Here is a 19168-nt window from a genome sequence, read left to right on the forward strand (position 1 = left end):
CGGGCCTACCCCTCCGTCACGAAGCCCTCGTCCTTCATCCAGTCCAGCGCCACCTGGTGCGGGTCCTCGCCGTCCACGTCGACCTTCGCGTTCAGCGTCCGGGCCACGTCGTTGGTCAGCGCCTTGGTGACCGGGTCGAGGACGGAGGCGATCGCCGGCCACTTCTTCAGGGTGGCCGTGCGGACCATGGGCGCCGCGTTGTAGTTCGGGAAGAACTTCTTGTCGTCCTCCATCACCACCAGGTTCATGGACTTGATCCGTCCGTCGGTGGTGTACACCTCGCCGTAGGTGCACGCGCCCTTCGCGGTCTGGGTGTAGATGATGCCGGTGTCCATCTGCGTGATGTTCCCGGCGGGCAGCGACATCCCGTACGCCTTCTCCAGGCCGGGCAGCCCGTCCGCGCGGTTGGCGAACTCGCCCTCCACGCACAGCGTCACCGCGTCCGGGTCCGACTTCGACAGGGCGGTGACCTCCGAAAGGGTCTTCGTCCGGTACTTCTTGTAGTTCGCCTGGTTCATCGCCAGCGCGTACGTGTTGTTCAGGCGGGCCGGCGGCAGCCACGTCAGCCCCTTCTTCGCGTCGGCCTCCTTCACCGCCTCCCACTGCTGCGTGGGGTCGGGGATCGGCTTGCTGTTGCCCAGGTACGTGATCCACGCGGTGCCCGTGTACTCGTACGTGGCGTCGGCGTCGCCGTTCTCCACCGCCGCGCGGGTGCCGACCGAACCCTGGATGCCGGTGCGGTCGAGCACTTCGGCGCCGGCCGCCTCGAAGGCGATGCCCATGATCGCGCCGAGGACCAGCTGCTCGGTGAACTCCTTCGAGGTGACCGTCAGATCGGCGCCCTCCAGCGGCTTGCCCTCGCCGATGGTGCCCGGCTCCACGTCGTCGACCATCGGGGAGCCGCTGGTCAGACCGCACCCGGCGGGAGCGGCGAGGAGCGCCGCGGCCAGCGCCCAGCAGACGCGCCGTCTCATGTGCCCACCTCCAGCCCCCGCGGTCGCAGCAGCAGTTCGGCCAGCGACGCCAGCCAGTCCACCAGCAGGGCCAGGGCGACGGTGAGGATCGAGCCCAGCACCAGCACCGGCATCCGCTGGCTGGTGATCCCCGTGGTGATCAGCACGCCCAGCCCGCCACCGCCGCCGAAGGTCGCCAGCGTCGCCGTGCCGACGTTCAGGACGAGCGCCGTGCGCACCCCGGCCAGGATGAGCGGGACGGCCAGGGGCAGCTCCACCCGGGTGAGGACGCCCAGCGGGGACATGCCGATGCCGCGGGCCGCCTCCAGCAGGGTCGGGTCGTTCGCCTTCAGACCGGCGATGGTGTTGGACAGGACCGGCAGGACGGCGTAGATGATGATGCCGATCAGGGCGGCCCTGCGGCCGATGCCCAGCCAGATCACCAGCAGCGCCAGCAGACCGATCGCCGGGGTCGCCTGGCCCATGTTGGCGAACGCCATCGCGAACGGCGTCGCCTTCCGGAACGCCCTGCGGGTCAGCAGGATGCCCAGCGGGATCGCGATGATCAGTACGAAGAAGGTGGAGATCACCGTCAGCTGCACGTGCTGCCACAGGGCCTTGGTGACCTGGCCGTTGCCGAGCGCGTTGCGGCTGAGCGCGTCCAGGTCGGCCTGCCGGAACCACAGCCAGGTCGCCAGCAGTACGGCGATCAGGACCACGGGCAGGAAGGTGAGCTTGCGCCAGCCGACCCGGGGGCGCGCCGCCGGGGACGGCGGGGGAGTCCCGGCCTCTTCCTCGTCCCGCTCGACCCCGTCGTCCCGCTCGTCCCGGGTGGCGAGCCCGTCGACCTCGTGCCCGCCCTCGGGCCGGCGGCCGGGGGAGGGGCCGGAGGAGCCGCTCACGCGCGGCCCCCGACCTCGCCGAAGCCCTCCTGCTCGCTGTGCGTCTGGGTGGCCCGGGTCTCCTCCAGGTCGTGCTGGTGCTCCAGCGCGTCGAGCCGGTCGGCCTCCAGCAGTTCCTGCACGGAGTTCATCAGCGTCTCCATGTCCACGACGCCCTCGTACGCCCCGCGCCGCCCGGTGACCGCCACCCGCCCCGCGTTGTCGGTCAGCACCGCTTCCAGCGCGTCCCGCAGCGTCGCGTCCCGGGTCACCGTGTCGTGGACCAGCGTCCCGGCCCGCGCCAGCGAGCCCTTGGCCCGCATCAGGTCGCCGCGCCGCAGCCACTTGTAGGGGCGCCCGCGCCGGTCCAGGAGCAGGATCTCGTTGGTGCCCGACTCCCGCAGCCGGGCGAAGATGTGCTGGAGCGGGTCCTCCACGGTCACCGTCGGGTAGTCCGTGATGCCCACGTCCCGCACCCGGGTCAGGTTCAGGCGCTTGAGGGCCGCGCCCGCGCCGACGAAGCCCGAGACGAAGTCGTCCGCCGGGTTGGTGAGGATCGCCTCCGGGGTGTCGAACTGCGCGATGTGGGAGCGTTCGCGCAGCACCGCGATCCGGTCGCCCAGCTTGATCGCCTCGTCGAAGTCGTGGGTGACGAAGACGATCGTCTTGTGCAGCTCGTGCTGGAGCCGGATCAGCTCGTCCTGGAGGTGGTCCCGGGTGATCGGGTCGACCGCGCCGAACGGCTCGTCCATCAGCAGCACCGGCGGATCGGCCGCCAGCGCCCGCGCCACGCCCACCCGCTGCTGCTGGCCGCCGGACAGCTGGCGCGGATAGCGGCCGTGGAACTCCCCGGCGTCCAGACCCACCAGGTCCAGCATCTCCTCCACCCGGGAGCGGATGCGGGCCTTCGACCAGCCGATCATCTTCGGCACCAGCGCGATGTTCTGGGCGACGGTCATGTGCGGGAAGAGACCGGAGGACTGGATCGCGTAGCCGACCTTGCGGCGCAGCTTCACCGGGTCGATGTCGGTGACGTCCTCGCCGTTGATGCGGATGCGTCCGCCGCTGGGCTCGATCAGCCGGTTGATCATCTTCAGGGTGGTGGACTTCCCGCAGCCCGAGGGCCCCACGAAGATGACCGTCTCCCCGGCCTTGATCTCCATCGACACGTTCTCGACGGCGGGCTGCGGAGTGCCCGGGTAGCGCTTGGTGAGGCAGTCCAGCTCGATGGTCGCCCCGGTGGCGCTGCCCGCCCCGGCGCCGGCCTTCTCGGACACGAGGTCGTCAGACACGGATCCCCCTCGGAATGGTCAGCCGTCCCAGCAGCACGTACGCCGCGTCGAACAGCAGGGCCAGGACGATGATCCCGAGCGTGCCCGCGAGCACCTGGTTGAGCGCGTTCTTGCTGCCCAGCGAGGCGATCCCGCGGAAGATCTCGTTGCCGAGGCCGGGCCCGGAGGCGTAGGCGGCGATCGCCGCGATGCCCATCAGCATCTGGGTGGAGACCCGGATGCCGGTCAGGATCGGCGGCCACGCCAGCGGCAGCTCCACCCGCAGCAGCCGCGCCGCACGCGACATCCCGATGCCCTTGGCCGCGTCCACCAGCGACGGGTCGACCCCGCGCAGGCCCACGATCGAGTTGCGCACGATCGGCAGCAGCCCGTACAGGGTCAGCGCGGTCACCGTCGGCGGCACGCCGAGCCCCAGGATCGGGATGAGCAGACCGATCATGGCCAGCGACGGGATGGTGAGGATGGCCGACGTGGACAGGGTCGCCACGTTCCCCGCCCAGTCGCTGCGGTAGGTGACGACGCCGATCAGCACCCCGAGCAGGGTCGCCACGACCATGCACTGGAAGACCGCGCTGGCGTGCTGGTAGGCGTCGGCGAGCAGCTGCTGGTGGCGGCTGCCCAGGAAGTCCCAGAAGTTCACGTCCGCTCACCTCCGGGATCGGTCCGGGCCTCAGTCGTGTCCGACGCTGTCCTCGGCCGCCTGCTCCACCAGCGGGATGATCCGCAGCGGAACGGGGTTCTCCATCACGATCGCCGTGGCGGCCCGGACGATGCCATCAAAACCGACAACCCGGTCGATCACCCGCTGGAGATCCGCGTTGGACCGGGCCACCAGCCGGCACAGCATGTCCCCGGTACCGGTCGTGGTGTGCAACTCCAGGACCTCCGGCACGTTCGCCAAGTGCGCCCGTACGTCGGCCCCTTGGCCCTGCCGGATCTCCAGCGTGGCGAACGCGGTCACCGGGTAGCCGAGCGCCGCCGGATCCACTTCCGGACCGAAGCCGCGGATGACTCCGTTCGACTGAAGCCGGTCCAGCCGCGCCTGCGCGGTGCCGCGCGCCACCCCCAGCCGCCGGGACATCTCCAGCACCCCGATCCGCGGCTCCCGCGCCAGCAGGCCGATGATCCGCCCGTCCAGCCGGTCGATGCCCGTCCCCGCCATGCCCCTCACCCTCCCGGCTGGTCATCCTGTACAGATCGCCCGTCACCGGCGCCGTACCACTGGTCAGGTTGCCCAGTGAAAACGCAAACTATTGCGCACCTTGCGGAGGCGGGAGAACCTGCGGCTATGACGCAGACCACACACCACACTCCCGACACCGCCCGGCAGGCCGATCCCTTCCCGGTCAAGGGAATGGACGCGGTCGTCTTCGCCGTGGGCAACGCCAAGCAGGCCGCGCACTACTACTCCACCGCCTTCGGCATGAAGCTGGTCGCGTACTCCGGACCGGAGAACGGCAGCCGGGAGACCGCGAGCTACGTCCTGGAGAGCGGCTCCGCCCGCTTCGTGTTCACCTCGGTGATCAAGCCCTTGACCGACTGGGGCACCTTCCTCGCCCAGCACGTGGCCGAGCACGGCGACGGCGTCGTCGACCTCGCCATCGAGGTCCCGGACGCGCGCGCCGCCCACGCCTACGCCGTCGAGCACGGCGCCCGCTCGCTCGCCGAGCCGCACGAGGTCAAGGACGAGCACGGCACCGTCGTCCTCGCCGCCATCGCCACCTACGGCGAGACCCGGCACACCCTCGTCGAGCGCACCGGCTACGACGGCCCCTACCTGCCCGGCTACGTCACCGCCAAGCCGATGGTCGCCCCGCCCGAGCGGCGCGTCTTCCAGGCCGTGGACCACTGCGTCGGCAACGTCGAACTCGGCCGCATGAACGAGTGGGTCGGCTTCTACAACAAGGTCATGGGCTTCACGAACATGAAGGAGTTCGTGGGCGACGACATCGCCACCGAGTACAGCGCGCTGATGTCGAAGGTGGTCGCGGACGGCACCCTCAAGGTCAAGTTCCCGATCAACGAGCCCGCCGTCGCCAAGAAGAAGTCCCAGATCGACGAGTACCTGGAGTTCTACGGCGGCGCCGGCGTCCAGCACATCGCGCTGAACACCAACGACATCGTGTCGACCGTCCGCGCGATGAAGGCGGCCGGCGTCGAGTTCCTGGACACCCCCGACTCGTACTACGACACGCTCGGCGAGTGGGCCGGCGAGACCCGGGTGCCGGTCGACATCCTGCGCGAGCTGAAGATCCTCGTCGACCGCGACGAGGACGGCTACCTGCTGCAGATCTTCACCAAGCCGGTCCAGGACCGGCCGACCGTCTTCTTCGAGATGATCGAACGCCACGGCTCCATGGGCTTCGGCAAGGGCAACTTCAAGGCCCTGTTCGAGGCCATCGAGCGCGAGCAGGAGAAGCGCGGCAACCTCTGACGCACACCACCCGGTCGGGCCGCTCGGGCCGGCCGGGCCAGGGGGTGTCGTCCGGATCAGGCCGGCTCCGGGCGACGGTGCCCTGTTGCCGGCCCGCGGCCCTCGGCACGATCCGAACGACGCCCCCTAGTCGGGCGGGCCCTCCACCGGGGGCTCGCCCAGCTCCGTCAGCGCCCGCTTCGCCTCCGGCACCCCGAGCGGCGAGAAGTACGGGTTGATCGTCAGCGCCTCCCGCAGATGCCGCCGCGCGGGCCCGGACCGCCCCAGCTCCTTCTCGATCACTCCCCGGTGGAACACGTACGGCGCGCTGCGCACCCCGCCGCCCTTGTCGCCGTCGGTCGCGATCGTCGCGAACTCCAGCGCCTCCTCGTCCGCGCCGCTGCGGTGCAACGCCCAGCCCAGCGCGTCGGCGACCGCGGTCCCCGGCTGCCGCCCCCACTCCACCCGCAGCCGCTCCACCGCCGCCGCCGGATCACCGTGGTCCGCGTCGAGCAGCCCCAGCACCAGCTGCTCGTCGGCCCCGGCCGCCTCGGCGCCCCGCGCCCGCTCCCGCAGCAGGTCGTACTCCACCCGCGCCGCCTGCCCGAGGCCCAGCGACTCGTACAGCTCGCCCAGCTCCAGCGCGTACTCGGGGATCGGCTGCTTGGCCAGCGCCGCCTGGTACGCGGACAGCGCCTCCGTCGTGCGGCCCAGCGCCGCCAGCGCCCGGCCCTGCCCGGCCCGCGCGGCCCGTTGGTCCGGGTCGGTGCGCAGCGCCTCCTGGAAGAACCGCAGCGCCTCCTCGCGGTCCCCGCGCTCGAACGCCAGCCGCCCGGCCTGCTCCAGGTACGCGGCCCGCTCGGCCGGCGCCCCGGCCGCCGCCGCGGCGTCCGAGATCCGGGCCGCCGCGTCCTCCCGCCAGCCCCGGTCCCGGTAGACGGCCGCGGCCAGCGCCGCCACGGCCGGATCGCCCGGACGCAGCTCCAGCACCTTGTCCAGCGCACGGCCCACGCCCTTGCCGTCGCCGAGCCCCGTGTACGCCTCGACCAGCACCGCGTGCGCCGTCCAGCGCTTCGGCGCCGCCTTCACCGCGCTCTCGCCCCACTTCTTCGCCGCCGGGAAGTCCCGGCGCGCCACCGCCAGCGCCGCGAGCCCCTCCAGGGCCTGCGGGTTGCGCTCGGGACCCGTCTTCAGGGAGGTGCGCAGCGCCTTCTCGGCCCTGGGCCAGTTCGCGCCGTCCGCGGTCCTGCGGCCCTGCTCGACGTAGGCCGCGCCGAGCACCGCCCACGACGCACCGTCCAGCGGATGCGCCCGCAGGTGGGACTCCCGGTCGCCGATCAGCGCGGCCAGGTCGGGCAGCGCGGCGGGCGCCCCCGCGGTGACCGCGCCCCGTGCCATCGCCGCAGGCCCCGGCGCGGGCGGGGGAGCGTCGGCCCCGTCCCAGGGCACCAGGAGGACCAGGGCACCGCCGAGCAGGGCGGCCCCGGCGACGGAGGCGATCAGCACCGGGCGTCCCGGGCGCGGCAGCCGTCCCCCGCGCCCCGGGCGAGGCAGCCGTCCGTCTCCGGTGTTCCGGTGCGCGGCGTCCATGGTGTTCCTGGCGTCCATGGCGCTCACTGTGCGTCAATACGACGATCCCACCGGGCAGGGTGACGGGTGCCGCCCGCGGGGTTCACACCGATGGCCCCGGATGCGAGCCTTTGATCATGAGCCGTATCGAAGCGCCTCGCGACGAAGACGACGCGGCCGCCGCGGTCGACAGCACCCCCGGCGGCCGGAGCACCCTCGTCGACCGGCTGCTGGCCGGTCTCCCCGCCGGGTCCGTCCTCACCGACCCCGACGTCACGGCCTCCTACGCCCACGACATGGCGAGCTTCTGCCCGGCGGGCGCCCCCGCCGTCGTGGTCCTGCCGCGCACCGTGGAGGAGGTCCAGCACGTCATGCGCACCGCCACCGAGCTGCGCGTCCCGGTCGTCCCGCAGGGCGCCCGCACCGGCCTGTCCGGCGCGGCCAACGCCACCGAGGGCTGCGTGGTCCTCTCCCTGACCAGGATGGACCGCATCCTGGAGATCAACCCGGTCGACCGCGTCGCCGTCGTCGAACCGGGTGTCGTCAACGCCGCGCTCTCCCGCGCGGTCGGCGAACACGGCCTCTATTACCCTCCCGACCCCTCCAGCTGGGAGACGTGCACCATCGGCGGCAACATCGGCACCGCCTCCGGCGGGCTGTGCTGCGTCAAGTACGGGGTGACCGCCGAGTACGTCCTCGGTCTCGACGTCGTCCTCGCCGACGGCCGCCTGATGTCCACCGGCCGCCGCACCGCCAAGGGCGTCGCCGGGTACGACCTCACCCGGCTCTTCGTCGGCTCCGAGGGCTCCCTCGGCATCGTCGTACGGGCGGTCCTCGCGCTGCGGCCCCGGCCCCCCGCGCAGCTGGTGCTGGCCGCCGAGTTCGCCTCCGCGTCCGCCGCCTGCGACGCCGTCTGCCGGATCACGGCGGGCGGGCACGTCCCCTCCCTCCTCGAACTGATGGACCGTACGACCGTCAAGGCGGTCAACGACCTCGCCCGCATGGGTCTGCCGGAGACCACCGAGGCCCTCCTGCTGGCCGCCTTCGACACCGCCGACCCGGCCGCCGACCTCGCCGCCGTCGGCGCGCTGTGCGAGGCCGCCGGCGCCACCCAGGTGGTCCCGGCCGAGGACGCGGCCGAGTCCGAACTCCTCCTCCAGGCCAGGCGCCTGGCGCTCACCGCCCTCGAAGCCGTCAAGGGCACGACGATGATCGACGACGTGTGCGTGCCGCGCTCCCGGCTCGGCGACATGCTGGCGGGCATCGAGCGGATCGCTGCGAAGTACGGCCTCACCATCGGCGTCTGCGCCCACGCGGGCGACGGCAACACCCACCCCACCGTCTGCTTCGACGCCTCGGACCCCGACGAGTCCCGGCGGGCCCGCGAGTCCTTCGACGAGATCATGGCCCTCGGCCTGGAACTCGACGGCACCATCACCGGTGAGCACGGGGTGGGCGTGCTGAAGAAGGAGTGGCTGGCGCGGGAGCTCGGACCGGTGGGCCTGGAGATGCAGCGGGCCGTCAAACAGGCCTTCGACCCGCTGGGCCTCCTCAACCCGGGCAAGCTCTTCTGAGCAGGTGACGGAGGGGCCGCGCCGTTCCTCACCGGGCCAGCAGCTCGGCCAGCCCGTCGTCGATGCCGAGCCGCGCTCCCTCGGTCCCCGGCGGCACCGTCCGCAGGGTGCGCTCCAGCCAGGCCGACACCTGCGGTACGGGCGCCTCCAGCAGGGCGTCGCCCTCCGGGCTGCTCAGCGCGATCAGGACGACGCTGCGGCCCTCCGCCTTCGACGGCCACACCCGCACGTCCCCGTGCCCGGACGGCCGGAAGACGCCCTCCACCAGCAGATCGCGGGCGAACGTCCAGTGCACCGGGTGGCTGGAGTCGATGTGAAAGGTGATGTGGACGGCGTAGGGATCGTCGCTGTGGTAGCCGAGCCGGGCCGGCACGGGGACGCCGCACTCGGGCGACAGGACGAGCCGCAGCTCCAGCTCGCGTTGCACGACGGTCGGGCCGGTGGGACGGCTGGGGCCGGTGGGGTCGGTGTGCATGGCGGGTTCCTCTCCCGTGTCTCGCGCGGTCCGTGCACGAGGGAGAGCGGCCCGGGGCGTGAGCATTACGCGGGTCCACCGAACTTTTTTCCGCCTCCGGGGGAGCGGTTGCCGGCCCGGGTGTGAAGGTCTCTGCACGAGGTTGCCCGGAAAGGGGTGGGTACGGCGGGACCGGCGGTGCGGATTGCGCCCGTCTGATAGATGTTGGAGCCCCTCTATCAACCCCCGAGCAGATACGGGACGACGGACATGAGCGCCCCAACCCCGGCCCCCGGCGACGACAGGCCCCGCGAGGGGTATTACCCGGACCCGTCCATCCCCGGATATGTCCGGTACTGGAACGGCGCCTCCTGGGTGGCGGGCACGAGCCGGCCCGCCCCCAAGGACGGAGAGCCGCTCGCGCCCCCGCCCGGCGCGCGGCCCTCCGTCGAGGAGACCGGACCGCACTTCTTCGACGAGGACCCGGTCGAGGACCCGCCGCCCGCCGCCGCGTCCCAGCACGGCAGCCGTCCGGAGTCCGCCACCGCCTGGGGCGCCGACCGCTCCGGCGCCTCGGGCTCCGCGGACGGGCCGGACCAGCCGGTCGCCTGGCCGGGTGCGGCGCGGGGCGCCGACCCGAGGGTCCCGCACGCCCGGCAGGCGGCACCGTCCCCCGAGGGCGGTGCGGGTGCGCGGGGTGACGCCGCCCGGACCGCTCCGGCCGCCGCGTCCGGTACGGCTCCGTCCTCCGCTTCCGCTTCTCCTTCCCCTTCTCCTTCTCCTTCCTCGTCCCCTTCTGCTTCCGCAGCGGCATCAGGCTCCGCCTCCGGTGAGGCAGGGGGTGACGGCGGGAACACCTTCGTCTTCCGCCGGCCCGCCGTGGGCTCCCAGGGTGCGCCGGCGCAGGGCGGCAACCCCGGCCCCGGCCCCGGGCAGGACGAGGGGACCATGACCTTCCGCGCGGTCACCCCGCGCACGGGCCCGCGGCCCGGTGGAGCAGAGCCCACCCCTGGTTCCGCTTCCGGTTCCGGTTCGGGCCCCGGCTTCGGAGCCGGGAAGGCAGCCGCCGCCCGGGCCGCCGCGGCCCAGAACCCCGCCGCCCAGCCGCCCGCGGCGCCCCCCGCCCCCGCGGTCCCGCACCAGGCGTCCCAGCCCCAGCCGCAGGTACAGCCGCAGGCGCAGGCCGCGCCCTCCCCGCCGGTCGCGGCGGGCGGCCCCGGCGGCGGTCAGTCCTCCTGGGCGCAGCAGGTGCACCGGCTGGCCGGGGCGGGTGGCGACGAGCAGCCCGTCGCGCCGTGGAAGCCGCCGGTCGAGGACGTGTTCCAGGCCGCCGCCCGGCGCCAGGCGGCCGCCCGGCCCGCCGGTCTCGGCAAGCGGCTGGCCGCCCGGCTGATCGACACGGTCGTCCTCGCGGGCGTCACCGCCGTCGCCGCCGTACCCCTCGGCGCCAAGGCGATCGACCACGTCAACGACAAGATCGACGAGGCCAGGCTCTCCGGTGAGACGGTCACGGTCTGGCTCCTGGACGGCACGACGTCCACCTACCTGGGCATCGTCCTCGCCGTTCTGCTGCTCTTCGGCGTCGTCTACGAGGCGCTGCCCACCGCCAAATGGGGCCGCACCCTGGGCAAGAGGCTGCTCGGCCTGGAGGTCCGGGACATCGAGGCCCACGAACCCCCGTCCTTCGGCGCGGCCCTGCGCCGCTGGCTGGTCTACAGCGTCCCGGGGCTCCTCGTGGTCGGTGTGGTCGGCGTCGTCTGGTGTCTGTTCGACCGCCCCTGGCACCAGTGCTGGCACGACAAGGCCGCCGGCACGTTCGTCGCGGGCTAGCGGGGCGGTGGGGGCCGGGGGAGCGCGGGTCTCGTCTTCGGGTGCGGGTGAGTGGGGGCTGGTCGCGCAGTTCCCCGCGCCCCTGAAACGCCGGTCCGGTGGACGTGCCTCAAGGGGCGCGGGGGAACTGCGCGAGCAACCACGACGTACCCGCACCCGCCGCTGAACGCGCCTCCCACCCCCGAACGGCGCACCCCCGTCCACCGGACGGCCCTCGGCGGATGCGCCTCGAAAGAGCCCGGGGTCCACTCGGGGCATGAGCAGCGAACCGCCCCCCGGTTCCGGCGGGCAGCAGCCGCCGGAAGACGACCCGCTGAGGAAGAACCCCTACGAAAACCCGCCTCCGCCGCCGCCCCCCGGCGACGACGGAGGCGCCCACGGCGCCCCGCCTCCCGGTGGCGGAGACCCGTACGGCGGAGGTCCTTACGGCGGCGGCCCGCCTCCCGGCGGCGGTGGTCCGTACGGCGGTGGCCCGCCCCCTGGCGGCGGTGGTCCGTACGGCGGCGGCCCGCCCCCTGGCGGCGGTGGTCCGTACGGCGGTGACCCGTACGGCGGGGGCGGTTATCCCGCGGACCCGCTGGCCGGGATGCCTCCGCTCGCCGACAGCGGGCGGCGCACCCTCGCGCGGATCATCGACATGATCCTGGTGGGCATCGTGGTCTGGCTGCTCAGCTGGGCGTTCAACGTCCAGGAGTACCAAGTGGACGGCGACGACATCTCCGTCGGCAAGTCCTTCGGGCAGTCCGTGATCGCCGCCGTGCTCTACATCGCGTACGACACCTACATGACCACGAGGAACGGCCAGACCCTCGGCAAGAAGTGGCTCGGGATGCGGGTGGCCAACCTGGACAACGGGGCGACGCCCTCGGTGCAGACGTCGCTGATCCGGGCGCTGGTGCTGTGGATCCCGTTCGCGTTCTGCTGCGCCTGCGTGTGGACGATCATCGCGGGTGGCTGGAGCTTCTTCGACAAGCCCTACAAGCAGGGCCTGCACGACAAGGCGGCCAAGACGGTCGTGGTCAGCACCCGTTGACGGCCACCGGTCCCGGCGCCACCGGTTCGGGCCCGGGCGGCGGCTCCGGCCTCAGGCGGCGCGGCCGCGCGTCGCCTCGCCCGAGCCCGCGGAGACCCGGGCCGCCGCGGACACCTGCACCCGCTCCCGGTCCGCGGTGAGCCGGTGGGCCGGCACGGCGGTCGCCGCACGCGTCCCGGGCAGCGGGACCGTCAGGGCGACCAGCAGCCCCAGGGCGAGGCCCGCGACGGCGATGAGCGCGATACCGGGCCCCGAACTCGTCTGCGACAGCAGCAGCATGGCGAGCGTCGAGAAGATCACGGTGCACGAACCGTAGGCGAACTGTGCGGCAGTCGGACGGGGCATGGCCATCGTGTCCTCGGAAGACATCATGGGGTGAGACGGGCTGTGGGCCTGGCTTTCCGCCGGTCTCCGGGCGTTCCGCCAAGCGACTCTAACCCGCTGTGTGCCCGAGCGGAACCAGTACTAAGCACGACCTAACCGGCACGGCCGATGCACGGGGGGCGCACGGATTCATGACGTCCGGGGAGTGGACGGTCCCGCGCGCCCGCCGGGCCCCGCGGGGGCTCGCCGGGCCCGGCGAAGGTCACGATCCGGTGTCCGCAAAGCGAACCGCGGCTCCGCATAGTGCAATTGTTCTGCTCAAGTCAAGGGGTGTCTTTTCTGATGAACCTCTAGTCAAATGTCGTCACTTGACTACACGCGTTGATCACGTGTGCGCGGACTTTGCTCTGTCCTTGTCCCCCCTTCCGCGCGCGTGCACGCGGGGGAGGAACTCAAGTGACCAGTAGATCCTGGACGTTCAGAGCCGCAGCGACCACCGTCGCACTCGCCGCCGCCACCGCCACGCTGTCGGCGGCCGGCGTGGCGCAGGCGGACTCGCCCGCCCGGCCCGAAGCCGTGGACCGCCACGACCCGGCCCCGGCGAAGGGCACCGACTCGCACGACCTGAAGGGCCCGCTGAGCGAGACGCAGGCGGCCCAGCGCGAGGAAGCCCTCAACCAGGTCATATCCGGCGAGAACTCGGTGAAGAAGAAGGACGGCTCCAACGTCGTCCAGCTCAAGAGCAAGAAGGGCGACGCCAAGTACGTCGAGCTGGGCCGGGAGAAGACCGACAAGATCTTCACCATCCTGGTCGAGTTCGGCGACAAGGTCGACAGCCGCTACGGCGGCGACGCCGGTCCGCTGCACAACCAGATCGCCAAGCCGAACCGGAAGAAGGACAACTCCACGGCCTGGCAGGAGGACTACGGCCAGGAGCACTACCAGGACCTGTACTTCGGTTCCGGCAAGGGCGTGGACTCCGTCAAGACCTACTACGAGAAGCAGTCCTCCGGCCGCTACTCGGTCGACGGTGAGGTCTCCGACTGGGTGAAGGTCCCCTACAACGAGGCCCGCTACGGCAACAACGCCTGCGGCGACACCAACTGCCCGAGCGTGTGGAACGTCGTCAGCGACGGTCTGAACGCCTGGGTCGAGCAGCAGAAGGCGGCCGGCCGCACCGACGCCCAGATCAAGGCCGACGTGGCCCGCTTCGACGAGTGGGACCGTTACGACTTCGACGGCGACGGCAACTTCAACGAGCCCGACGGCTACATCGACCACTTCCAGATCGTGCACGCCGGTGAGGACGAGTCCGCGGGCGGCGGCGTCCAGGGCACCGACGCGATCTGGGCGCACCGCTGGTACGCCTTCGGCACCGACGCCGGCGCCACCGGCCCGTCGGAGAACAAGCTCGGCGGCGCGCAGATCGGCTCCACCGGCGTCTGGGTCGGCGACTACACCATCCAGCCGGAGAACGGCGGACTCGGCGTCTACGCCCACGAGTACGGCCACGACCTCGGCCTGCCGGACCACTACGACACGGCCGGCGGCGACAACTCCACCGGCTTCTGGACGCTGATGTCGTCCGGTTCGTGGCTGGGCACCGGCCGCAACGAGATCGGCGACCTGCCCGGCGACATGAACGCCTGGGACAAGCTCCAGCTGGGCTGGCTGAACTACGACACCGCCAAGGCGGGCGTCAACTCCTGGCACAAGCTGGGCGTGGCCGAGTACAACACCAAGCACAAGCAGGGCGTGGTCGTCGAGCTGCCGAAGAAGGCGGTCACCACCGAGATCGTCGCTCCCGCCGAGGGCAAGACCCAGTGGTGGAGCGGCAGCGGTGACGACCTCAAGAACACGCTGACCCGCAGCGTCGACCTCACCGGCAAGTCGTCCGCCTCCCTCACCCTGGACGGCTGGTACGACATCGAGGCCAACTACGACTACCTCTACACCGAGGTGTCCACCGACGGCGGCGCCAACTGGACCGCCCTGGACGGCACGTTCGACGGTCGCCCGATCGAGCGCGACGGCAGCGACAAGCCCGCCCTGAGCGCCACCGTCGACGCCTACGGCAAGCTCGTCTACCCGCTGGACGCCTACGCCGGCAAGAAGATCGACCTGCGCTTCCGCTACCAGACCGACGGCGGCGTGGCCCAGAAGGGCTTCGCGGCCGACGAGATCACGGTGACGGCCGACGGTGCGACCGTCTTCGCCGACAACGCCGAGACGGCCGACGACGCGTGGAAGGCCGTCGGCTTCACCCGCCAGGGCGCCTCGTTCACCAAGGACTACGCGCAGTACTACATCGCCGAGAACCGGCAGTACGTGTCGTACGACAAGACGCTGGAGACCGGCCCGTACAACTTCGGCTTCTCCGAGCGCCCGGACTGGGTCGAGCACTACGCGTACCAGAACGGCCTGCTGATCTGGAAGTGGGACACCTCCCAGGCGGACAACAACACCAGCGTCCACCCGGGCACCGGTCTCGTCCTGCCGATCGACTCGCACCCGACCGCGCTGAAGTGGAAGGACGGCACGGTCATGCGCAACCGCATGCAGGCCTACGACTCGCCGTTCAGCCTCTACCGCACGGACGGCATGACGCTGCACAAGGCGGACGTCGCGAAGTACATCCCGGGCTCGAAGGGCGTCTCGGTCTTCAACGACCGCAAGAACGACTACTACGACCCGGCGAACCCGACCGGCGGCGTCAAGATCACTGACACCAACACGAAGATCCAGATTCTGAAGGAGGCCAAGAACGGCTCGACGATCGAGCTCGAGGTTGGCCCCGCGGGCAGGTAAATAGCATCTGCCCAGGTCAGAGCATGATCGGCGGTGACCCCCTGGCGGGTCGCCGCCGATCCGTGTTTAGGTGCGTCCTGTGGTTCTCTTATTGACACCGGGCCCTGGGCCCGGACCGACCCAGGCTGACTCGGGGGTATGACCGCATGGCCGCAGGAGGCTTCTGCAAGCTGCCGAACGGCACGGTGGTGGTGGCACTCAACCTGCCCAGCCCCGCCGGCCCCGAGGCCGGGGGCGTGCGTTTCCTCGTCCACGCCCACAACCGGGCGCGCGCCCTGACCAGGCTGCGCAACCTGGGGCTGCGCAGCGTCTACCTGCGGGGCAACGCGGCGCCGCCCACCCCCGACGAGATCACCGCGGTCCTGCACCACCCGGACGGCCTGATATGGCGTACGGCACCGGTGGCGGGCACCGTGCACGGTCCCGACCTGGTCCAGGAGCTGTGGCACCCGATCCGGGCCCTGCTCAGGCGCCCGACCGCCCAGACGTAGTCCCCGGGGCGGCGGGAGCCGCGCACCCGCCGGGCTACTGCACGACCGGCTTCCCGGACAGCTCCACGCCCGCCTGCCGCAGCTCCTCCAGCGCCCGCTCGGTGGTGCCCACGGCCACCCCGGCGGTCAGGTCGAGCAGCACCTGGGTGCGGAAGCCCTCCCGGGCGGCGTCCAGGGCGGTGGCCCGCACGCAGTGGTCGGTGGCGATGCCCACGACGTCGACCTCGTCGATCTGCCGGGACCGCAGCCACTCGGCGAGCCCCGTGCCGTTCTCGTCGGTGCCCTCGAAGCCGCTGTAGGCGGCCGAGTAGGCCCCCTTGTCGAAGACGGCGTCTATCGCGCCGGAGGCGACGGCGGGCGCGAAGTTCGGGTGGAAGCCGACCCCCTCGGTGCCGGCCACGCAGTGCGCGGGCCAGGAGTGGACGTAGTCCGGGTTGTCGGCGAAGTGGCCGCCGGGCGCGATGTGGTGGTCGCGGGTGGCCACCACGTGGCGGTAGCCGGCGGGCGCCTGCCCGATCAGCTCGGTGATGGCGGCGGCCACGTCGGCACCGCCGGACACCGCGAGGCTGCCTCCCTCGCAGAAGTCGTTCTGCACGTCTACGACGATCAAGGCGCGGCGCATGGTCGGGGTCCTTCGACTGGGTGGGCGGTGGGGTCGGCGCGGTACGGACGGGGCTGGTTCGTGCGGGTGGTACGGGGCTGATTCGGTCCTTGTGGCCCCGCACCAGGCTTAGCTACCCGAGCCCCCGTGCACGTACTCCGTCGGAATGACGGGTTCCCCTCGGGAGAGCTGGGTGGCGGACAGCGGAAGGTTGGCGCGGGCGGCCGCGTGCCGGTCCCGGGCGGCGTCCAGCGGCTCACGGGCGACGACCTCGCCGCCCTTGACCAGCTCTACCAGGAGCTGCCGGTCGGCGAGGGCCGCGGGCACCGGACCGGTACCGACCACCTCGGCCTCGGCGTACCCGTGCGCGTCCAGGCGCCGCGCGGCCCACTTGCGGCCGCCGACCGAGGTCTTGCCCCCGCTGGACTTCTTGGCCACCGGCACCAGCGGCGCCGCGGCGTCGTCGGGGCGGCCGGACCCCGCACGGGCGACCAGCTTGTAGACCATCGAGGCCGTCGGGTGCCCCGAGCCGGTCACCAGCTGGGTGCCGACGCCGTACGCGTCCACCGGAGCCGCAGCCAGCGAGGCGATCGCGTACTCGTCCAGGTCCGAGGTCACGACGATCTTCGTGTCGGTGGCGCCCAGCTCGTCCAGCTGCTGGCGCACCCGGTGGGCGACCAGCAGCAGGTCGCCGGAGTCGATGCGCACCGCGCCCAGCTCGGGCCCGGCCACCTCCACGGCGGTACGGACGGCCTCGGCGACGTCGTAGGTGTCCACCAGCAGCGTCGTGTCCCGGCCCAGCGCGTCCACCTGGGCGCGGAAGGCGTCCCGCTCGTCGTCGTGCAGCAGGGTGAAGGCGTGGGCGGAGGTGCCGACGGTGGGGATGTTGTAGCGGAAGCCCGCGGCCAGGTCCGAGGTGGTGGCGAAGCCGCCGACGTAGGCCGAGCGGGCCGCGGCGACGGCGGCCAGCTCGTGGGTGCGGCGGGCGCCCATCTCGATCAGCGGCCTCTCACCGGCGGCCGACGACATGCGGGAGGCGGCGGCCGCGATCGCCGAGTCGTGGTTGAGGATGGACAGGATCACCGTCTCCAGCAGCACGCACTCGCCGAAGGTGCCCTCCACCCGCATGATCGGGGACCCGGGGAAGTACACCTCGCCCTCGGGGTAGCCCCAGATGTCCCCGCTGAAGCGGTACTGGGCCAGATAGTCCAGCGTCTCCCCGTCGACGATGTCCTTCTCGCGCAGGAAGCGCAGGACGTCCGCGTCGAAGCGGAAGTTCTCCACCGCGTCCAGCACCCGCCCGGTGCCCGCGACGACGCCGTAGCGCCGCCCGTCGGGCAGCCGCCTGGTGAAGACCTCGAACACGCTGCGCCGCCCGGCCGTACCGGCCTTCAGCGCTGCCCGCAGCATGGTCAGCTCGTACTGGTCCGTGAAGAGTGCCGTCGAGGGGACGTCCACCGGCAGCCCAAGGTCCGCTGTGTTCATACGAGGATCGTACCCCCATTTCGTCACTCTGACGATTTCGATGTCCGCCCATCCGCGTGGCCCCCGCCACAGGCCCGTTTGTGCGGGCGCCCCCCTGGGGTGGCAGCATGGGCCATGTGACGGCAGCCGCACCCATGGAGATCGAGAAGACCGAGTCGGCGGAGGAGGTCTTCGCCGTACCCGAACCCGACGTGCCCTGGGTGACGATCGTGCACAACGATCCCGTCAACCTCATGAGCTACGTGACCTACGTCTTCCAGACGTACTTCGGCTACTCGAAGGACAAGGCCACCAAGCTCATGATGGACGTCCACCACAAGGGCCGGGCGGTCGTCTCCAGCGGCAGCCGGGAGGAGATGGAACGGGACGTACAGGCCATGCACGGCTACGGCCTGTGGGCCACCCTCCAGCAGGACCGGAAATGACCCACGCCCGCCCGCAGGACGGAAGCAGCTGAATCGCCTTCATGCCCGGACAATTCGAACCGCTCCCCGGCGGCGGCGCGGCCGTCGCGCTCGACGACGTCGAGATCTCCATCATCCGCTCCCTGGCCGTGCAGCTCCTGGAGCTGATCGGACCGGGCCCGGCCGAGGACGCCTCCGACGACCCGCTCGCCGAGCTGTTCGCCGAGGGCCCCAGCGAGCCGCCCACCGACCCGGTGCTGCGCCGCCTGTTCCCGGACGCCTACGGCGACCCCGAGGGCACCCCGCAGGCCCGGGAGGCCGAGGAGCAGCGGGCGCACTCCGCCGAGTTCCGCCGCTACACCGAGAACGACCTGCGGGCCGGCAAGCGGGAGAGCGCCCTCGCGGTGATCCGCGGCCTGGACGCGGTGGCCGCGCAGTCCGCGGGTGAGGACGGAGCGGTGCTGAAGCTGTCGGCGGACGAGTCCCGGCAGTGGCTCGGCGCCCTCAACGACCTGCGCCTGGCGATCGGCTCCCGCCTGGAGATCGCCGACGAGGACGACACCGACCTGCTCTACCGCCTCCCGGACGAGGACCCGCGCAAGCCCATGGTGATGGCGTACCTGTGGCTCGGCGGGCTCCAGGAGTCGCTCGTCGCGACGCTCATGGCCTGACAGGCCGCGCCGGTGCCCGGCCGTGAACCGGGCGCGGCCGTGCCGGTGCGTGGTCATGTCCTGTGGTCATGTCCCGAGCGGGACCGGACGGCCACGTTCCGTGTCCGCTCAGCGGAGCCTCAAATCCGGATAACGATCCCGTCAAAGCTGTGCCCTTTTTGCTCCATCGGTGCGTGTTTTGTCCGCTTCTCCCTGTGTGACACGTCACAATCCGCCCCTGTGATCAGCGTCGCGGTCGTGGTAAATCTTCACGACCGCCCGGCGAACACCACCCGAATGTTCGGCCGGGTGCGCCACCGAGCCGGCAGACCGCCGGCCAGGCACCGAGCGGGATGTGAGGCCCGCTCAGCTCCATCATCCGGGGGGATCGAGACCCGATCCGAGG

At 71.9% G+C, this 19168-nt stretch carries 18 protein-coding genes; 8 read left to right on the forward strand and 10 right to left on the reverse strand.

The window, feature by feature from the left end:
* Positions 1 to 5: 5 nt before the first annotated feature.
* The 5 genes from ACIBCJ_RS05980 to ACIBCJ_RS06000 are packed head-to-tail and all read right to left on the reverse strand — an operon-like array spanning position 6 to position 4288.
* Positions 6 to 974: a glycine betaine ABC transporter substrate-binding protein gene (locus tag ACIBCJ_RS05980; protein ID WP_365978969.1), complete on the reverse strand. Its 969-nt coding sequence runs from the start codon at positions 972 to 974 to the stop codon at positions 6 to 8.
* A complete protein-coding gene (locus tag ACIBCJ_RS05985; RefSeq protein ID WP_362094389.1) occupies positions 971 to 1855 on the reverse strand; it encodes an ABC transporter permease in 885 nt (294 codons plus the stop codon). The genes ACIBCJ_RS05980 and ACIBCJ_RS05985 overlap by 4 nt, the downstream gene beginning before the upstream one ends.
* Positions 1852 to 3126, reverse strand: coding sequence for a betaine/proline/choline family ABC transporter ATP-binding protein (locus tag ACIBCJ_RS05990; RefSeq protein WP_362094392.1), 1275 nt, complete (start codon positions 3124 to 3126; stop codon positions 1852 to 1854). Before ACIBCJ_RS05990 ends, ACIBCJ_RS05985 begins: the two co-directional genes overlap by 4 nt.
* On the reverse strand, positions 3119 to 3766 hold the full coding sequence (locus tag ACIBCJ_RS05995) for an ABC transporter permease (RefSeq protein ID WP_362094395.1): 648 nt from the start codon (positions 3764 to 3766) through the stop codon (positions 3119 to 3121). Before ACIBCJ_RS05995 ends, ACIBCJ_RS05990 begins: the two co-directional genes overlap by 8 nt.
* A gap of 30 nt (positions 3767 to 3796) precedes the next feature.
* Positions 3797 to 4288, reverse strand: coding sequence for an Lrp/AsnC family transcriptional regulator (locus tag ACIBCJ_RS06000; RefSeq protein ID WP_133886016.1), 492 nt, complete (start codon positions 4286 to 4288; stop codon positions 3797 to 3799).
* Between the two features lie 126 nt (positions 4289 to 4414).
* On the opposite strand from ACIBCJ_RS06000, the gene hppD reads away from it, so the two are divergent.
* On the forward strand, positions 4415 to 5560 hold the full coding sequence (gene hppD, locus ACIBCJ_RS06005) for a 4-hydroxyphenylpyruvate dioxygenase (RefSeq protein ID WP_362094400.1): 1146 nt from the start codon (positions 4415 to 4417) through the stop codon (positions 5558 to 5560).
* 126 nt (positions 5561 to 5686) lie between these two features.
* Here the strand turns inward: hppD and ACIBCJ_RS06010 are convergent, their stop codons facing one another.
* Positions 5687 to 7147 (reverse strand): tetratricopeptide repeat protein, encoded by a 1461-nt coding sequence (locus ACIBCJ_RS06010; RefSeq protein WP_365978970.1) that lies wholly within the window; start codon positions 7145 to 7147, stop codon positions 5687 to 5689.
* 92 nt (positions 7148 to 7239) lie between these two features.
* Between ACIBCJ_RS06010 and ACIBCJ_RS06015 the strand changes: the two genes are divergently transcribed.
* Positions 7240 to 8682, forward strand: coding sequence for an FAD-binding oxidoreductase (locus ACIBCJ_RS06015; protein ID WP_393522273.1), 1443 nt, complete (start codon positions 7240 to 7242; stop codon positions 8680 to 8682).
* 28 nt (positions 8683 to 8710) lie between these two features.
* On the opposite strand, the gene ACIBCJ_RS06020 is transcribed toward ACIBCJ_RS06015, so the two are convergent.
* A complete protein-coding gene (locus ACIBCJ_RS06020) occupies positions 8711 to 9157 on the reverse strand; it encodes an SsgA family sporulation/cell division regulator (protein WP_365978971.1) in 447 nt (148 codons plus the stop codon).
* A gap of 249 nt (positions 9158 to 9406) precedes the next feature.
* On the opposite strand from ACIBCJ_RS06020, the gene ACIBCJ_RS06025 reads away from it, so the two are divergent.
* Together ACIBCJ_RS06025 and ACIBCJ_RS06030 are read left to right on the forward strand one after the other, a co-directional pair.
* Entirely contained in the window at positions 9407 to 10966 is a 1560-nt protein-coding gene (locus tag ACIBCJ_RS06025) for an RDD family protein (protein WP_365978972.1), read from the forward strand.
* Between the two features lie 256 nt (positions 10967 to 11222).
* Entirely contained in the window at positions 11223 to 11999 is a 777-nt protein-coding gene (locus ACIBCJ_RS06030; protein WP_365978973.1) for an RDD family protein, read from the forward strand.
* A gap of 51 nt (positions 12000 to 12050) precedes the next feature.
* On the opposite strand, the gene ACIBCJ_RS06035 is transcribed toward ACIBCJ_RS06030, so the two are convergent.
* Positions 12051 to 12350 carry a hypothetical protein gene (locus ACIBCJ_RS06035; protein ID WP_399281912.1) on the reverse strand — a complete coding sequence of 100 codons (300 nt, stop codon included), beginning with the start codon at positions 12348 to 12350 and terminating at the stop codon, positions 12051 to 12053.
* Between the two features lie 429 nt (positions 12351 to 12779).
* Here ACIBCJ_RS06035 and ACIBCJ_RS06040 point away from each other — a divergent pair, with 429 nt between their 5' ends.
* Complete coding sequence (locus tag ACIBCJ_RS06040; RefSeq protein ID WP_362094421.1) at positions 12780 to 15131, forward strand: immune inhibitor A domain-containing protein; 2352 nt, start codon at positions 12780 to 12782, stop codon at positions 15129 to 15131.
* A gap of 146 nt (positions 15132 to 15277) precedes the next feature.
* Positions 15278 to 15622 carry a hypothetical protein gene (locus ACIBCJ_RS06045; protein WP_362094424.1) on the forward strand — a complete coding sequence of 115 codons (345 nt, stop codon included), beginning with the start codon at positions 15278 to 15280 and terminating at the stop codon, positions 15620 to 15622.
* Between the two features lie 34 nt (positions 15623 to 15656).
* On the opposite strand, the gene ACIBCJ_RS06050 is transcribed toward ACIBCJ_RS06045, so the two are convergent.
* Positions 15657 to 16244, reverse strand: coding sequence for a nicotinamidase (locus ACIBCJ_RS06050; protein WP_133885461.1), 588 nt, complete (start codon positions 16242 to 16244; stop codon positions 15657 to 15659).
* 108 nt (positions 16245 to 16352) lie between these two features.
* The gene (locus ACIBCJ_RS06055; RefSeq protein ID WP_362094430.1) at positions 16353 to 17708 is read right to left on the reverse strand and encodes a nicotinate phosphoribosyltransferase; all 1356 of its coding nucleotides are present in this window, start codon (positions 17706 to 17708) and stop codon (positions 16353 to 16355) included.
* 107 nt (positions 17709 to 17815) lie between these two features.
* Between ACIBCJ_RS06055 and clpS the strand changes: the two genes are divergently transcribed.
* Together clpS and ACIBCJ_RS06065 are read left to right on the forward strand one after the other, a co-directional pair.
* Positions 17816 to 18133, forward strand: coding sequence for an ATP-dependent Clp protease adapter ClpS (clpS, locus tag ACIBCJ_RS06060; protein ID WP_133885463.1), 318 nt, complete (start codon positions 17816 to 17818; stop codon positions 18131 to 18133).
* Positions 18134 to 18174: 41 nt separating this feature from the next.
* On the forward strand, positions 18175 to 18783 hold the full coding sequence (locus ACIBCJ_RS06065; protein WP_365978975.1) for a DUF2017 domain-containing protein: 609 nt from the start codon (positions 18175 to 18177) through the stop codon (positions 18781 to 18783).
* Positions 18784 to 19168 lie beyond the last annotated feature (385 nt).

The sequence above is a fragment of the Streptomyces sp. NPDC051136 genome (assembly GCF_044455745.1).
Taxonomy (GTDB): Bacteria; Actinomycetota; Actinomycetes; order Streptomycetales; family Streptomycetaceae; genus Streptomyces.

Excerpts from the sequence above, each read along its gene's own strand:
- ACIBCJ_RS05980 (WP_365978969.1), bottom strand. The coding sequence starts at position 974 with ATGAGACGGCGCGTCTGCTGGGCGCTGGCCGCGGCGCTCCTCGCCGCT.
- ACIBCJ_RS06000 (WP_133886016.1), bottom strand. The coding sequence starts at position 4,288 with ATGGCGGGGACGGGCATCGACCGGCTGGACGGGCGGATCATCGGCCTG.
- hppD (WP_362094400.1), top strand. The coding sequence starts at position 4,415 with ATGACGCAGACCACACACCACACTCCCGACACCGCCCGGCAGGCCGAT.
- ACIBCJ_RS06010 (WP_365978970.1), bottom strand. The coding sequence starts at position 7,147 with ATGGACGCCAGGAACACCATGGACGCCGCGCACCGGAACACCGGAGAC.
- ACIBCJ_RS06020 (WP_365978971.1), bottom strand. The coding sequence starts at position 9,157 with ATGCACACCGACCCCACCGGCCCCAGCCGTCCCACCGGCCCGACCGTC.
- ACIBCJ_RS06025 (WP_365978972.1), top strand. The coding sequence starts at position 9,407 with ATGAGCGCCCCAACCCCGGCCCCCGGCGACGACAGGCCCCGCGAGGGG.
- ACIBCJ_RS06030 (WP_365978973.1), top strand. The coding sequence starts at position 11,223 with ATGAGCAGCGAACCGCCCCCCGGTTCCGGCGGGCAGCAGCCGCCGGAA.
- ACIBCJ_RS06035 (WP_399281912.1), bottom strand. The coding sequence starts at position 12,350 with ATGGCCATGCCCCGTCCGACTGCCGCACAGTTCGCCTACGGTTCGTGC.
- ACIBCJ_RS06045 (WP_362094424.1), top strand. The coding sequence starts at position 15,278 with ATGGCCGCAGGAGGCTTCTGCAAGCTGCCGAACGGCACGGTGGTGGTG.
- ACIBCJ_RS06050 (WP_133885461.1), bottom strand. The coding sequence starts at position 16,244 with ATGCGCCGCGCCTTGATCGTCGTAGACGTGCAGAACGACTTCTGCGAG.
- ACIBCJ_RS06055 (WP_362094430.1), bottom strand. The coding sequence starts at position 17,708 with ATGAACACAGCGGACCTTGGGCTGCCGGTGGACGTCCCCTCGACGGCA.
- clpS (WP_133885463.1), top strand. The coding sequence starts at position 17,816 with ATGGGCCATGTGACGGCAGCCGCACCCATGGAGATCGAGAAGACCGAG.
- ACIBCJ_RS06065 (WP_365978975.1), top strand. The coding sequence starts at position 18,175 with ATGCCCGGACAATTCGAACCGCTCCCCGGCGGCGGCGCGGCCGTCGCG.